Genomic DNA, 15,103 nt, shown 5'->3' with positions numbered 1-15,103 from the left:
CCTTGTTGATATGCGTCGAAGACACTTAATATTCGTGTCGGGAAGAGACCGGTCGCGCGGTCGGTCCCGGTGAATTCGATTACGAATTCGGCGCCGATGACTCGGGAGTGTGCCTGGCATGACGACACTCAAGGAATTCGAGGAAGCATTGCGCGAGCAGGGGATGGACTCCGCCCTCGCCATCCTGGAAAAACTGAAGGACCGCGACCGTGCGAAACGGTCCGTGGCGCCGGCCCGGCGAGTAACGGGCCGCAAGATGACGCCCGAACTGGCGCGCGAGATCCTGGATCTTCATGAGAGGACCAAGATGACGCAGCAGGAGATCGCCTTCAAGGTCGGGGTCAACCAGGGCCGCGTCAACGAGGTGATCAAGCGCGGCAAATGGCTGAGCGGCGATCCCCAGTCACCCGAGGCGCAGGACCGCGACGCGGCGCTGGACCGGGCGGCCCGCGGCGTCGGCAAGGCGGCCAGGCCGGTGAAGGCGGAGAAGCCGGCCCGCGCGCGGAAGGCGGCTTCCGGGAAGAAGGATGCCGCCGATGCCGGCTCCAAGCTGGCGGAGGCGACGCGGGCCGTCCGGCGGGCCGATGCCAAGGCTCCGGAGAAGCCGGCCCCCAGGCTCAAGCAGGACGACAAACAGCTCATGCTGGGCGGTCTTTAGGGCGGATAGGGGTTAAGGCCGCTTCCGCTGGGAACAGCGCCGCCCGTCCGGCGTTGTGACGCCGTTCCAACCGGTGCGCGTCGTGGAGGCCGTCATGAAATATTCGGTAAGCTGCAAGCTGGGTTACGACGTCGAGGAAGAAACGGTCTGTTTTTTCAACCTTCAGCCCGCCCAGTTCGATCGCCAGGTGATCCTGGACGAGCACCTGGACCTGGACGGCGGGCGCGAGGTCGACCGCTTCACCATGGGCGAGTCGGGCAACCGCTTCTTCAAGGTCGTCGCCCCTCCCGGCAAGCTGATGGTCCGATACCGGGCCGAGGTGGACCTGGACCCGCTGGTGGAGGACCCCGCCGGGGTCGGCCAGGTGGCGCCGATCGACCTGCCGCTCGACGTGCTGCCGCACCTGAACCCGTCGCGCTTCTGCCAGTCCGACCGGCTGCGCGCCTTCGCCTTCCGCCAGTTCGGCGGGTTCGCTCCCGGCCACCAGCGGGTGACGGCGATCTGCAACTGGATCCACGACAACCTGGAATACCTGCCGGGCAGCTCCCACGGGACGACCTCGGCGGTCGATACGATCATCGACCATGCCGGCGTCTGCCGCGACTTCGCCCATCTCGGGATCACCCTGTGCCGGGCGATGGACATTCCGGCGCGCTATGTCAGCGCCTATGCCTTCCGGCTCGACCCTCCCGACTTCCACGCGACCTTCGAGGCCTTCCTGGGCGGGCGCTGGTACCTGTTCGACGCGACCCGCAAGGCGGCGCTGGACGGGCTGATCCGGATCGGAGTCGGCCGCGACGCCGCCGAGGTGTCGTTCTCGTCCTTCTTCGGCAAGGCCAAGCCGGACGAGATGGAGGTCGCCATCAGCTCGCCCGAACGCGCCGCCGACGGGCCGCTGACGACCGACGCGGTGAGCCTGTCGGAGCGCTGAGGCGGGACCCCGGCGGGGGCGAGGCAAGCGTGATTCAGGTTTTTGCCACAGATTACGGCGATGGACAAAGATACGGACCGGATCATCTGAGGATATCGCCGTCATCCGTGGCCGATTTTCTTCATTCCATGCCGGCTTCGAACAAGGCGGGCCGGGTCGGGTAACGCTCTAGGATCGGGCCAGGATCAGGAAGACGTAGCCGTAGCTGTCGCCGTGGTGGCGGTGGAGGTCGATTTCCCGCTGCGATCCGTCCAGCACCTCCGCCCAGGCGCCGTCCTCCGCGTGGCGCCGGCGGAACGCCGCGATGCGCGCCTCCAGCGGCGCGTAGTATTCGTTCCACCAGGCCTCGCGCGGCAGCGTGAAGGCGTCGATCACCCGATAGCCGGCCTCCTCCGCGAGCCGCCGGTTGCCCTCGACGGTGGTCATGGCGGGATAGGCCTCGGTCCAGAACTCCAGCGCCTCGGCCGGAGGGGAGTCGGTCAGCCAGGCGCATTCGGTGACCACCACCAGCCCGGCGGGCTTCAGCAGCGGGCGCCAGACCCGCAGGCCGGCGCCGAACCCGATCGAGTAGATCGCCCCCTCGGACCAGATCAGGTCGAACGATCCCGGCGGGAACGGCGGTGCCGCCATGTCGGCCGCCAGCGGCTGGATCCGGTCCGCCAGCCCTTCCGAGGCGGCCCGGGCGGCCAGTTCGTCCAGGAAGGGCCGGTGCAGGTCGATCGCCGCGACCCGCCCGCCGGTCTCCCGCGCCAGCAGAAGCGCGGACCGGCCGGGGCCGCAACCGGCATCCAGGATGGCAGGTGCATGCGGCAGGAGACCCGTGGCGGCGGCGATGCCCAGCGCCTGCGCGGTCAGCGCGTCCGATCCGGGCGCCTGGCGCGGCAGGTCGTGGTGAAGTTCGAAGAAAAGCGCGAAATCCATCGGGTGGCGCCGTTCAGTCCGGTACGCTCGCCTCGATCGCGTCCATGTCGTCGTCGGAGAAGCCGAAATGGTGGCCGATCTCGTGGATCAGGACATGGCGGACCAAGTGGGCCAGATCCTCGCCGGTCTCGCACCAGTAGTCCAGCAGCGGGCGGCGGTAGAGATAGATCATGTCCAGGTCGCTGGGCGTGGCGGTGACGCTCTTGTGCGCCAGGTCGACGCCCCGGTAGAGGCCGAGCAGGTCGAACGGCGAGTCCAGCTCCATCTCCCGCTCGGTCTCCTCGTCGGGGAAGTCCTCCACATGGATCACCACGTTGCCGACGAAGCGCAGCAGTTCGGGCGGGATGGTCCGGAGAGCCTGGTCGGCCAGTTCCTCGATGTCGGCGATGGTCGGCGCGTTGATCGGCGAGGCATTGATTTGCTTGGTCATGGGGGCGCATTCTCCTGATCGACCGCTGGAGATGACACGATAAAGAGGGAGGCTCAATATGGTCGAGAAACTGGTCGGTGCCAGGCGTCAATCGGCACTCGCGGAGCTTCACGGCTGGTCGGAGGTGGAGGATCGCGACGCGATCCGCAAGACCTATCATTTCCCCGACTTCGCGACCGCGTGGGGCTTCATGACCCGGGTCGCCCTCAAGGCGGAGAAGATGGACCACCACCCGGAATGGTTCAACGTCTACAACCGGGTCGAGGTGATCCTGGCCACCCACGAGGTGGAGGGCCTGTCCGAGCGCGACGTGGAACTGGCCCACCACATGGACGGCATCGCGCTGGAGCACGATCGCTGAGCGCGGCGGGACAGGGCGGACCGCCGGGCCGCCCGTCCCGCCGGGAGGTCACTTCAGGGCCTTCAGGAACTCGATCAGCTCGTCCTGCTGCGCCTTGTCGGTGATGGCGACGTGGCGCATGCGCGTCCCGGGAATGAAGGTGTCGTTGCCCGCGATCCATTTGCGGAGCGTCTCGTCGTTCCAGACCACGCCGGACTTCTGCACCGCCTCGGAATAGGCGAAGCGCGGCACCGCCCCCGCCTGGCGGCCATAGACGCCGATCAGCGTCGGGCCGAAGGCGTTGGCGGAGGTGTCCAGCGAGTGGCAGCCGGCGCATTGGCGGAACGGATGGCTGTCCGGGATGGACTTGGTCTGCGCCGATGCCTGGCCTGCGGCGAGGGCGCCTGCGAGGGCCAGCATCATTACCGGCAGTTTTCGGGCCAGCAGTCTCATGGTGTTTGCCTCTGTTCAACAGGGCTGCCGCGGCCGGCCCCATTCCGGCACCCCACCGCAACCCTGGCCCGCGCACTATAGGCCCGGGCGGAAGGGCCGGATAATAGTACCAATGATCGAAGGGTTATTATGCCGCGCCCCCTGCCCCGGGATCTTCCTTATGGAAAGCCCGGTAGGGAACCCCGGACCCCTCCGCGCTGTTGGTGGCCGATGTTTTTCGAATCCTTGAAAGGTTTCCCATGCGCGTACGACTGAAACCCGTGGAAGACCAGGTCATCGTGATCACAGGCGCCAGCAGCGGCATCGGGCTCGCGACGGCGCGGATGGCCGGCCGGCGCGGTGCGCGCCTGATCCTGGCGGCACGCGACGAGAACGCGCTGCGCGAGGTCGAGACCGACATCCGCCGCGACGGCGGCCAGGCGATCTTCGCGGTGGCCGACGTCGCCGACGAGGACGCCATGATGGGGCTGGCCGAGACGGCGCTCCGCGAGTTCGGCGGCTTCGACACCTGGGTCAACAATGCCGGCACCTCGATCTACGGCAAGGTCGAGGACACCCCGATGGAGGACCAGCGGCGGCTGTTCGAGACCAACTATTGGGGCACGGTGATCGGGTCGCGCATCGCGGCCAAGCACCTGCGCCGCCAGGGCGGCGCGCTGGTCAACGTGGGCAGCGTGCTGTCCGACCGGGCGGTGCCGCTCCAGGCGACCTATTGCGCGACCAAGCACGCGGTCAAGGGGTTCACCAACGCGTTGCGCATGGAACTGGAGGCCGACGGCGCCCCGGTCTCGGTCACGCTGATCAAGCCCGCGGCGGTCGATACCCAGCTGGAGGAGCACGCCCGGAGCCTGACCGGCGCGGAGCCGCTGAACCCACCTCCGGTCTACGCGCCGGAGATGGTCGCCGAAGCCATCCTGCACGCGGCCGAGCATCCCGTGCGGGAGCTGACCGTCGGCAGCGCCGGCAAGCTGATCTCCCTGTCGGAGGCCCTGGCACCGCGCCTGACCGACCGGGTCATGGAGGCGGTGGCCCCGGGCTGGCAGCGGAGCGGCGGACCGTTGCGGCGGCGGACCGACAACCTGTACGGCCCGGCGGGGCATGACGGCGATGAGCGCGCCGGCCGGCACAGCCTGGTCCGGGAGCGGAGCTACTATACCACGGCCGCCATGCATCCCGTCGCCGCCGCCGCCCTGGTGGCCGGGGTCGCGGCGCTGGGTGCCCTCATGGTCGGCGGCGGGCGTCAACTCCGCCACCGGGACTTGGGGTACGACTGAGGCAGGGTCTCCGGCTCAGCCGTCGCCCAGCGTCAGCAGCGAGGCGTTGCCGCCGGACGCGGTCGTGTCGATGCTGACGACCCGCTCGGTCGCGAACCGCTCGACGCCGTCGTCAAGCGAGGCCAGCGGCACGCGCCGGCCGTCCCGCTCCGCCAGCGCCCGGCGCAGCGGGACGGCTTCCGCGTCGGTCCCCTCGAACGCGACCACGCCCAGGCCGGGGAAGCTCCGAAGCGTTCCGGCGGCGTCGGCGACCGTCACCGCGGCGGCGACGCCGTCGGGAACGCCGGCCTTGCGCAGGGCCGCGACGACGGTGCCCGCCGCGGGACCGCTCCCCGCGAGCGCCGCCGCATTGCCCGCGGCCAACGCCAGGAACGCCTGGGCCGCCAGGGCTCCGGCCGGGTCCGGACCCCCGCCCAGGCAGAGGGCGATGCCCCGGCCGTGCAGGGTCAGGTGGTTGCTCTCGCCGGTCGGGCCGGGCAAGGGTTCCGCCGGCGCGAAGGCGGGCGAGGCCGCCGCCAGCGCCGCCTCGGCCGTCGGCCGCAAAGCCGCCGGCAGCAGGGCGGCTGCCCGGCCCAGGACCGCGGCGCGGTCGGTGCGGGCGTCCCAGTCCGGCCCGGCCAGCCGGGCGGCCGTGGCGAAAGCGGCGGCATCGCCTGCCCCCTCGCCCGGGCCGGCCGGCGGCACGAAGCCGGCCGCCGCCGGCAGGGACGCCGGGACGGGACGGGTGAAGCGGGCGAGATAGTGCGGGCCGCCGGCTTTCGGCCCGGTGCCGGACAGGCCCTCGCCGCCGAACGGCTGGACGCCGACCACCGCGCCGATCTGGTTGCGGTTGACATAGATGTTGCCGACCCGGGCGCGCCGGCAGATCTCCTCGACCCGGTCGTCCAGGCGGGAATGGATGCCCAGCGTCAGGCCGTAGCCGCGGGCGTTGACGGCATCCACCACCCGGTCGATCTCGTGCGCCTCGAACGGAACGACGTGCAGCACGGGGCCGAAGATCTCCCGCTCCAGCGCGTCGAACCGGTCCAGGGCGATCGCCGTGGGGGCGACGAACAGCCCGTCCCCGCCGGTGCCGGGTAGCGGGTGGCGGAACAGCACCCGCCCGGCCTTCGCGAAGTTTCGGCAATGCTCCTCGATGATGCCCCGCGACTCCGCGTCGATCACCGGGCCGACGTCGGTCGCGGGGTTCCAGGGATCCCCGACCCGCAGCTCCATCGCCGCCCCTTCCAGCATGGCGAGCAGGTGGTCCCGGATGTCGGACTGGACGAACACGGCGCGGAGCGCCGAGCAGCGCTGGCCGGCGCTCTGGAAGGCCGAGTTGACGATGTCGCGGACCGCGTGCTCGACCAGGGCGGTACTGTCCACGATCATGGCGTTCAGGCCGCCGGTCTCGGCGATCAGCGGCGCGCGGGCCGATCCGTGGGTCGCCAGCGCGCGGTCGATCAGGATGGCCGTCTCGGTCGAGCCGGTGAAGCAGACGCCCGCCGTCCGAGGGTCGGCGGTCAGGGCGGCCCCGACGGTGGCGCCGTCGCCGGGCAGCAGGGACAGGACCTCGGGCGGCACGCCGGCCTCGATCATCAGCGCCACGGCCCGGGCGGCGACCAGGGGCGTCTGCTCGGCCGGCTTGGCGATCACGGTGTTGCCGGCGACCAGGGCCGCGACCACCTGGCCCGTGAAGATCGCCAGCGGGAAGTTCCACGGCGAGATGCAGACGAACGGCCCCAGTCCCTGTCCTTGCCCCCGTGAACCGTCCGGCGTCCGCCGGGCCTGCGCCGCGTAGTAGCGGCAGAAATCCACCGCCTCGCGGACTTCCAGCACCCCGTCCATGCGGGTCTTGCCGGCCTCGCGCGTCAGGATCGCCATCAGTTCGAAGGTGCTGGCCTCGTAGAGGTCGGCGATGCGGTCCAGGATCGCGGCGCGGTCGGCCGGCGCCCGGTCGCGCCAGGCCGGGAAGGCGGCGGCGGCGACCTCCAGCGCGCGGCCGGCGGCCTCCTTGTCCGCCTGCCGGACCGTGCCGACCCGGTCGGCGCGGTCGGCCGGGTTCAGCACCGGAAACTCCTCCCCGTCCAGGGCGGAGCCACCGACCAGGGGCGCCGCGGTCCAGCGGGCGGTGCGGAACGGCGCCATCCCGGCTTCGACCTCGGCTTCCATCACGGGATTGTTGAGGTTCCAGCCGGCGGAGTTGCGCCGCTCGCCGTCGAACAGGTCCGGGGGCAGCGGGATCCTCGGGTTCGGGATGAAGGCGGCCGACTCGGTCGCGGCGATGGGGTCGCGGACCAGCACGTCCGGCGGCACGTCCTCGTCCAGGAGCTGGTGGACGAAGGAGGAGTTGGCGCCGTTCTCCAGCAGGCGGCGCACCAGGTAGGCCAGCAGGTCCTTGTGGACGCCGACCGGCGCATAGATGCGGCACGGCCGGCCGGCTTCCTCCAGCAGCCGGTCGTGCAGCGCCTGGCCCATGCCGTGCAGCCGCTGGAACTCGAACCCGCCCCCGTCGTTGCCGGCCATCTCCAGCACCGCGGCGGCGGTCTGGGCGTTGTGGGTGGCGAACTGGGGATAGAGGCGGTCGCGGTTGTCCAGCAGGAAGCGCGCACCCGCCAGATAGGAGACGTCGGTCGAGGTCTTGCGGGTGAAGACCGGATAGCCCGGCAGGCCCAGCACCTGGGAATTCTTGATCTCCGAATCCCAGTAGGCGCCCTTGACCAGCCGCACCGCCAGCTTGCGGTCGAGCCGGTCGGCCAGCGCCCGGACCCAGCGCAGGACCGGCAGGCACTGCTTGGAATAGGCCTGGACCACCACGCCGAAGCCGTCCCAGCCCGCAAGGTCGGGCGATTCCAGCACCCGTTCGATCACGTCGAGGGACAGGGACAGGCGGTCCGCCTCCTCCGCGTCGATGTTGAAGCCGATGTTGGCGGCCCTGGCCTTGACCGCCAGGGCGTGCAGGCTCGGCACCAGCTCCGCCAGCACCCGGTCGCGCTGGGTGGCCTCGTAGCGCGGGTGGAGCGCCGACAGCTTGACCGAGATGCCGGGATTGTCGTGGACGGGCGCCCTGGCGTCGGCATGGCGCGCGATGGCGTCGATCGCGGCGGCGTAGCTGTCCCAGTAGCGCTTGGCGTCCGGGCCGGTCCGCGCCGCCTCGCCCAGCATGTCGTAGGAGAAGCGGTATCCCTTGGCGCGCCGCGACTCGCCGCGCCGGATCGCCTCCTCGATGGTCCGGCCGAGCACGAACTGCTGGCCCATCACCTTCATCGCCTGGGCGACCGCGGAGCGGACCACCGGCTCGCCCACCCGCTGGACCAGGCGGCGCAGGGTGCCCGCGACCTGCGGGCCGGCGGGGGAGTCGTTGCGGAAGATCCTGCCGGTCAGCATCAGCGCCCAGGTCGAGGCGCTGACCAGCAGGCTGTCGGTCTCGCCGGCATGCTTGGACCAGTCGGCGCCGCCGATCTTGTCGCGGATCAGCGCGTCCAGGGTCGGCGCGTCGGGCACCCGGAGATAGGCCTCGGCCAGGCACATGAGCGCCACCCCCTCGTCCGTGGACAGGCCGTACTCGGCGAGGAAGGTCTCCATCAGGTTGGGCGTCGGGTCGGTGCGCAGCCGGCGGACGATCGCTTCGGCCCGGTCGGTAATCCTGCGCCGGGCGGCGTGGTCCAGCCGGATCGCCTCCCTGCGTTGATGGACGGTGAGGGCTTCGTCGGCGAAATAGGCCCTGTTGATTTCTTCGCGCAGCACCGCCTGGTCCATCGCTCCGGCACTCCCCCTCGGGTCAAAACTCGATGACCTGGATTATTCCAGAACGGCAGTAGGCATAGGCTCCGACTTTGGCGGAATTTCAGCCATAATGCCTGTGGATGGGGAATTGGCAGGCGAAACGGCCTGGGAGGGGCGATGGACCGGATCGATCGCGCGATCCTGCGCGAGCTTCAGCAGAACGGCCGGATTTCGGTCGTGGAACTTGCCGGCAAGGTCAACCTGACCAAGACGCCCTGCTCGGAGCGGCTGAGGCGGCTGGAGGCGGCCGGCGTGATCCGGCGCTACCGCGCCGAGCTGGACCCGGTGGCGCTGGAGGCGGACCACGTGGTGCTGGTCCAGGTGGTGCTGCGCGGGACGACCGCGGACGAGCTGGAGCGCTTCAACGAGGCGGTCCGCCGGGTGCCGGAGATCCAGTCCTGCCACATGATCGCCGGCGACTTCGACTATCTGCTCAAGGTGCGGACGCGTGACATCCAGCACTACCGCCGGCTGCTGGGCGACACGATCTCGCGCCTGCCCCATGTGCAGCAGACGCACACCTTCGTGGTGATGGAGACGGTCAAGGACGACATGACCTTGCCGGTGCCGGGGGGCTGAACGATTTTGGCCACAGATGCACGCAGATAAACTCAGATGGGATCGACGGATGATCGTCGGCATCCGACCGGAGCGTCGGCAGCCGGAGGCTATCTGGGTTTATCTGCGTGCATCTGCGGCCAAAATTCCTACCCCTGCGCCTGGGTCAGGCGGAGCATCTGGATCTTGCGGGCGGCGATCTCGCTTCGGACGCGCAGCAGGACGACGGTGATGAAATAGGTCGTGAAGGCGAGGCCCATGATCAGCAGGGGCCACAGCATGCTGGGATCGATGCTCGGGCCGCCCATCTTCACCACGCTGGCCGGCTGGTGCAGGGTGTTCCACCAGTCTACCGAGAACTTGATGATCGGCACGTTGACCACGCCGACCAGCAGCAGGATGGCGCCGGCCTTGGAGCCGCGCGTCGGGTCGTCGAAGGCGTTCACCAGGGCCATGTAGCCCAGGTACAGGAAGAACAGGATCAGCACGCTGGTCAGCCGGGCATCCCAGACCCACCAAGTGCCCCACATCGGCTCGCCCCACAGGCTGCCCGTGATCAGGCAGACCGCCGTGAAGCCGGCCCCGACGGGGGCGGCGGCCTTGCTGAACAGGTCGGCCAGCGGATGTTTCCAGACCAGGCCGACGGCCGCCGCGATCGCCATGTTGGTGTAGACGAACAGCGCCATCCAGGCGGCCGGGACATGGATGTACATGATCCGGACCGTTTCGCCCTGCTGGTAATCGGGCGGCGAGGCGAACAGCGCCAGATAGAGCCCGACGATCGTCAGCACGACGGTGGCACCCGCCACCCACGGCAGAACGACGCCGGAGAGGCGGAGAAAGCGTGCGGGATTGGCGAAGCGGTGCATGGTTCCGATCGATCCTGTTTGCCGGAATATGGGGTCGCGCCGGGGGCGCTGTCAAACCCGCCGATACCGTCGCGATGCCGCAGTCCCGAAGTGCTGCAAGCGTAAACTCAGCTAAGTCAATTACCACTTTCGGGGAAAAAGAAGAGAATTTCGCATAAATGAATATAGACATTCCGGATGATGTTACCTAATGAGCACTGAAGGGTGCAATTTTGCTAAGTCACAGAGAAACCGGCTTTTGGATTTGTCGCGTTTGCGCATCAATAAGGCGACCGATGCGGCACTAATGAACTCAATGACCGCACCGGGATAACAAACTTCGAACGGGGCAGACTTATGAAGCGGATCCTTCTCACTGGAACGGCGTTGGCAAGCGGCATGCTGTTCGCGTCGGTTGCACAAGCCCAGATCACGGTCAGCCTTGGCGGCTATACGGAGTTCTTCGCCGGCTTCTACGAAGACGACGCGCCGGGCCGCACCGACCGTGAGTTCCAGCTCGAGACCGAGATCGTCATCCGCGCCGACGGCAAGGCCGACAACGGCCTGCTGTACGGCGCCAAGGTCGAGCTGCAGAACAGCACCGGCGGCAGCTCCACCAGCGTCGGCACCGACGAGGCGTCGGTCTATCTCGGCGGCACCTGGGGCCGGCTCGAACTCGGCGACTTCGACGGCGCCGCCGATACCCTGAAGATCTATGCCCCGGTGATCGGCATCGAGCAGGTCGACGGCGACGCCTACGATTTCCTCGGAGCGGAGTCGGATACCGGCCTCTCCCTCGGCTCGCAGATCGCGTTCGGCATCCACATCCCGAACTCCAGCGACGCGACCAAGGTCATGTACCTGACCCCGCGGTTCGCGGGCTTCCAGGCCGGCGTCAGCTATGCGCCGGAGAGCGACAGCCAGGGCCAGAACGTGGTCGCCCTGGAAGATGTGAACCTGAGCTACAAGGACTGGATCGAAGGCGGCATCAACTACACCGGCGAGTTCGCGGGCTTCTCGGTCGCGGCCGGCGCCACGATCTCGACCGCCTCGGGCCAGGGCAACCCCGTCATCGGGACCCTGGAGGACTTCACCGCTTGGAACGTCGGCGGCCAGGTCGGCTATGCCGGCTTCGTCCTGGGCGGCGGCTATGTGGAAGCCGACGATTTCAACGTCCCCACCGGCGCCGTCGAGAACGACCAGTCCGTGTGGCATATCGGCGTGAGCTACACCGCCGGCCCGATCGCGGTGGGCGCCAGCTACATGGATGCCGAAGGCTACAAGGGAGACTCCTCGACCTATGCCAGCGACTACAAGTCGTACGGCGTCGGCGTCGCCTATACCCTGGCGCCGGGCCTCGTCGTGCAGTCCGACCTGATGTTCGTCGACGAGGATGTCCGCCCGGCCACCGCCGGCCCGACCTTCAGCAACGAAGGCTACGTCTTCGTCGTGGGCACCCGCCTGGACTTCTGATCCGGAGTCGGAGATTGAGGGCGGGAGTGCCGGGCCGCACGGTCCGGCACTCCCGCCCTTTGCCGCTCCGGCCCGTCAGGGCTGTTCCTTCAGCTCCGGGAAATCCTCTTCCCAGAACTCCAGCGGGCTCCGTCCGGCGCCGCCCGGCCTTCCCTCCTCCGCCCGGCGCAGCTCGACTCGGCGGATCTTGCCGGAGATGGTCTTGGGCAGGTCGGCGAACTCGATCCGGCGCACCCGCTTGTAGGGCGCCAGATGCCGGCGGACATGGCGGAAGATCGCCAGCGCGGTCTCCCGGTCGGGCTGCCAGCCCGCGGCCAGTACCAGGTAGGCCTTGGGAACGGCCAGCCGCAGGGGATCGGGGCTCGGCACCACGGCGGCCTCGGCCACCGCCTCGTGCTCGATCAGCGCGCTCTCCAGCTCGAAGGGGCTGATCCGGTAGTCGGAGGCTTTGAACACGTCGTCGGCCCGGCCGACATAGGTCAGGTAGCCGTCCTCGTCCTTCATCGCGACGTCGCCGGTGCGGTAGTAGCCGCCGGCCATGATCTCCTCCGTCCGGGCGGCATCGTCGCGGTAGCCGGTCATCAGCCCGACCGGCCGGCGGTCGAGCATCAGGCAGATCTGGCCTTCGGGCCGCTCCATCCCGTCGGCGTCGAGCAGCTTCACCACGTATCCCGGCAGCGGACGGCCCATGGAGCCGGGCTTGACCGGCTGGCCCGGCGGGTTGGCGATCTGGGCCGTCGTCTCGGTCTGGCCGTAGCCGTCGCGGATCGTGATGCCCCAGGCCTCGCGCACGGTGTCGATCACCTCGGGGTTGAGCGGCTCGCCGGCGCCGATCAGGTCGCGCAGCTTGACCGGATAGGCCTTCAGGTCCTCCTGGATGAACAGGCGCCACACCGTCGGCGGCGCGCACAGGGTAGTGACGCCGCAGCGCGCGATCACCGACAGCATGTCGGGCGCCGAGAAGCGCTTATAGGTGTAGACGAAGACCGCCGCCCCGGCGTTCCAGGGAGCGAAGAAGTTGCTCCAGGCGTGCTTGGCCCAGCCGGGCGAGCTGATGTTCAGGTGGATGTCGCCGGGCATCAGGCCCAGCCAGTAGAGCGTCGAGAGGTGGCCGACCGGGTAGCTTCGGTGGCTGTGCTCGACCAGCTTCGCCTTGGCCGTCGTGCCGGAGGTGAAATAGAGCAGCAGCGGGTCGTCGGCGCGGGTCGGGCCGTCCGGCTCGAACGAGGATGGCGAGTCGTAGGCGTCCTCGAAGCGGCGCCAGCCTTCCGGCAGGGCGGTGCCGCCGACCGCGATCCTGGTGTAGGCGCCGGGCAGGCCGTCGAACTTGGCGGCGTCCTCCGCCCCGGCGATCACATGGGCCACCCGGCCCCGCCCGATCCGGTCGGCGAGGTCCTCGGCGTTCAGCAGGGTGGTGCTGGGGATCAGCACTGCGCCCAGCTTGATCGCCGCCAGCATGGTTTCCCACAGGGGCGCCACGTTGCCGAGCATCAGCAGGATCGGGTCGCCGCGCCGCACGCCCTGCGACCGCAGGTAGTTGGCGACCCGGTCGGAGCGCTCGGCCATCTGGGAAAAGCTCAGCTTCGTCTCGGCGCCGCCTTCCTCGACGATCCACAGGGCGGTCGCCTCGTTGCCGCGCGCCATGGGATCGAAATAGTCCAGCGCCCAGTTGAAGGTCTCGAACTCCGGCCAGCGGAAATCGCGGTACGCGGTCTCGTAATCCTCGCGATGCTCGATCAGGAAGTCGCGCGCTTTCAGGAATTCCGCTCCGGGCGTCGTCATGTCGTTCTTCCTCCGTCCCCCTGGGGGTCCGATGCCGGATGCCCGGCCCCCTTATTCGCGGCGGGAGTTTAGGCGGCGTGGTCGGGTCTGTCCATCCGCGCCGGCCTGGGGTAAACCTGTCGATAACGAAGCGAATCGAAGAACCGACCGAGGACGGAGGATCAACGCCAAGATGACCGAGCAAACGCCTGCGATTTCGGCTTTCGACATCTCCGGCCGCCGCGCGCTGGTGACGGGAGGGACCAGCGGGATCGGCGCCGCCATCGCGGCCGGGCTGGCCGATGCCGGCTGCCACGTGGTCGCCGCCGGCCTGCCCGTGGCGGACGCGGCGCCCGACCCGACCGGGCCGATCCAGACCGTCGATCTGGACGTGACCGACGCGCAGGCGGTCGAGCGCCTCGCCAAGGGGCTGGACCGGCTGGACATCCTGGTCAACGCGGCCGGGATCATCCGGCGCGGCGCGGAGTTCGACCTGGACGCTTTCGAGCGGGTGGTGGACGTCAACCTGACCGGCACCATGCGGCTGTGCACCGCCTGCCGGCCGTTGCTGGCCCGTCAGGGCGGCAGCATCGTCAACGTCGCCTCGATGCTGAGCTTCTTCGGCGGGGGGTTGGTGCCGGCCTACAGCGCCAGCAAGGGCGGCATCGCGCAACTGACCAAGAGCCTGGCGATCGCCTGGGCCATGGACGGCATCCGGGTCAACGCCATAGCGCCGGGCTGGATCGCGACCGCCCTGACCCAGGGCCTCCAGGACGACCCCGCCCGGTCGGAGGCGATCCTGTCCCGTACCCCCCTGAAGCGCTGGGGCACGCCGCAGGACCTGACCGGGGCGGTGGTCTTCCTGTGCTCCCCGGCGGCCGCGTTCGTCACCGGAACGGTGCTGCCGGTGGACGGCGGTTATTTGATATCCTGAGGGGGGAGCGGGTCTGGAAGGGAGGGCGCTCGGAAGGATGAGCACGGCGACGCAGAAATCCGCTCATGCGAGCGACCATCCCGAAACGGCCCAGCTTCATGCCGCCGTCGAGGAATCGCGTGCCGCCGAGCGGCGGGGTGAGACCGTATCGCATGACCAAATGCGCCGGTGGCTGCTGGCTCTTGCCGCAGGCGAACGGCCGCCACCTCCCCTGCCGTGAGTATCTGGGACGACAGGCTGCCTGCTTGAGTCGTATTATTTGTACCCGAACGGTGAGCCTCCGCCGAGGGTCCCTCGGCGGCCGGTCGAGGACCGCTGACGCATCCGGGCACGGCGTTGCAACGTGACTGTCCTCGTCGCAATGCGCGGTGCCAACTGAGTCCGATGGCGTTTGAAACACGACGCGGCCTACCCTATTTGACGGATCAGGAGGCCGGAATGCGAGTGAGCTACTACGATCCCGATCAGCGCGCCCGTGAGAAGGCCGAGTCCCGTCGCCGCGACGAGGAGGCCCTGGTATCGGGACGGATCTCGCGCGAGGAATTGCAGCGCGTCAACGGTGGCTACGGCATGTTCCGTGGCTCGAAGCTCGTGCGCAGCCCGAAAGTTTCCAAGGCCGCTGACCGGAAGTCCGGCGAGTGTTCCGGCCGGGACATTCGCTGCCCTGCATAGGGCCACAGCCCAACGCATCTCAGAACATGATGTGGAAGACTCTATCGTTCCGGCCGAAACACCAGGATCGGAAGTAGAGCGCCAT

The 15,103-nt window shown here is 69.0% G+C and carries 14 protein-coding genes; 8 read left to right on the top strand and 6 right to left on the bottom strand.

What is annotated here, in order from left to right:
• The first annotated feature begins 118 nt into the window (after window positions 1–118).
• On the top strand, window positions 119–658 hold the full coding sequence (locus tag JL101_RS27920) for a hypothetical protein (RefSeq protein WP_203103114.1): 540 nt from the start codon (window positions 119–121) through the stop codon (window positions 656–658).
• A 94-nt stretch (window positions 659–752) separates the two neighbouring features.
• Entirely contained in the window at window positions 753–1,589 is an 837-nt protein-coding gene (locus JL101_RS27915) for a transglutaminase-like domain-containing protein (protein WP_203103111.1), read from the top strand.
• 168 nt (window positions 1,590–1,757) lie between these two features.
• Here JL101_RS27915 and JL101_RS27910 read toward each other — a convergent pair whose 3' ends face one another.
• Entirely contained in the window at window positions 1,758–2,510 is a 753-nt protein-coding gene (locus tag JL101_RS27910) for a class I SAM-dependent methyltransferase (RefSeq protein WP_203103109.1), read from the bottom strand.
• A 13-nt stretch (window positions 2,511–2,523) separates the two neighbouring features.
• Window positions 2,524–2,940, bottom strand: a complete 417-nt coding sequence (locus JL101_RS27905) for a metallopeptidase family protein (protein WP_203103107.1) — start codon at window positions 2,938–2,940, stop codon at window positions 2,524–2,526.
• Between the two features lie 58 nt (window positions 2,941–2,998).
• On the opposite strand from JL101_RS27905, the gene JL101_RS27900 reads away from it, so the two are divergent.
• A complete protein-coding gene (locus tag JL101_RS27900; RefSeq protein ID WP_202680853.1) occupies window positions 2,999–3,301 on the top strand; it encodes a 4a-hydroxytetrahydrobiopterin dehydratase in 303 nt (100 codons plus the stop codon).
• A 48-nt stretch (window positions 3,302–3,349) separates the two neighbouring features.
• Here the strand turns inward: JL101_RS27900 and JL101_RS27895 are convergent, their stop codons facing one another.
• Window positions 3,350–3,733, bottom strand: a complete 384-nt coding sequence (locus JL101_RS27895) for a c-type cytochrome (RefSeq protein ID WP_228435204.1) — start codon at window positions 3,731–3,733, stop codon at window positions 3,350–3,352.
• 239 nt (window positions 3,734–3,972) lie between these two features.
• On the opposite strand from JL101_RS27895, the gene JL101_RS27890 reads away from it, so the two are divergent.
• The gene (locus JL101_RS27890) at window positions 3,973–5,007 is read left to right on the top strand and encodes an SDR family oxidoreductase (RefSeq protein WP_203103105.1); all 1,035 of its coding nucleotides are present in this window, start codon (window positions 3,973–3,975) and stop codon (window positions 5,005–5,007) included.
• Window positions 5,008–5,022: 15 nt separating this feature from the next.
• On the opposite strand, the gene putA is transcribed toward JL101_RS27890, so the two are convergent.
• Window positions 5,023–8,745 (bottom strand): bifunctional proline dehydrogenase/L-glutamate gamma-semialdehyde dehydrogenase PutA, encoded by a 3,723-nt coding sequence (gene putA / locus JL101_RS27885; protein ID WP_203103103.1) that lies wholly within the window; start codon window positions 8,743–8,745, stop codon window positions 5,023–5,025.
• A gap of 144 nt (window positions 8,746–8,889) precedes the next feature.
• Here putA and JL101_RS27880 point away from each other — a divergent pair, with 144 nt between their 5' ends.
• Window positions 8,890–9,351 carry an Lrp/AsnC ligand binding domain-containing protein gene (locus tag JL101_RS27880; protein ID WP_203103101.1) on the top strand — a complete coding sequence of 154 codons (462 nt, stop codon included), beginning with the start codon at window positions 8,890–8,892 and terminating at the stop codon, window positions 9,349–9,351.
• A gap of 128 nt (window positions 9,352–9,479) precedes the next feature.
• On the opposite strand, the gene JL101_RS27875 is transcribed toward JL101_RS27880, so the two are convergent.
• A complete protein-coding gene (locus tag JL101_RS27875) occupies window positions 9,480–10,199 on the bottom strand; it encodes a heme ABC transporter permease (RefSeq protein WP_203103099.1) in 720 nt (239 codons plus the stop codon).
• A 336-nt stretch (window positions 10,200–10,535) separates the two neighbouring features.
• Here JL101_RS27875 and JL101_RS27870 point away from each other — a divergent pair, with 336 nt between their 5' ends.
• The gene (locus JL101_RS27870; RefSeq protein WP_203103097.1) at window positions 10,536–11,651 is read left to right on the top strand and encodes a porin; all 1,116 of its coding nucleotides are present in this window, start codon (window positions 10,536–10,538) and stop codon (window positions 11,649–11,651) included.
• 75 nt (window positions 11,652–11,726) lie between these two features.
• On the opposite strand, the gene JL101_RS27865 is transcribed toward JL101_RS27870, so the two are convergent.
• Window positions 11,727–13,433, bottom strand: coding sequence for an AMP-binding protein (locus JL101_RS27865; protein ID WP_203103096.1), 1,707 nt, complete (start codon window positions 13,431–13,433; stop codon window positions 11,727–11,729).
• Window positions 13,434–13,605: 172 nt separating this feature from the next.
• Between JL101_RS27865 and JL101_RS27860 the strand changes: the two genes are divergently transcribed.
• Together JL101_RS27860 and JL101_RS27855 are read left to right on the top strand one after the other, a co-directional pair.
• Window positions 13,606–14,346: an SDR family NAD(P)-dependent oxidoreductase gene (locus tag JL101_RS27860; protein ID WP_203103095.1), complete on the top strand. Its 741-nt coding sequence runs from the start codon at window positions 13,606–13,608 to the stop codon at window positions 14,344–14,346.
• A 438-nt stretch (window positions 14,347–14,784) separates the two neighbouring features.
• Entirely contained in the window at window positions 14,785–15,018 is a 234-nt protein-coding gene (locus JL101_RS27855) for a hypothetical protein (RefSeq protein ID WP_203103094.1), read from the top strand.
• Window positions 15,019–15,103: the final 85 nt, after the last annotated feature.

The organism is Skermanella rosea, assembly GCF_016806835.2.
Classification (GTDB): domain Bacteria; phylum Pseudomonadota; class Alphaproteobacteria; order Azospirillales; family Azospirillaceae; genus Skermanella; species Skermanella rosea.
This window is presented reverse-complemented; position numbering and strand designations above follow the sequence as displayed.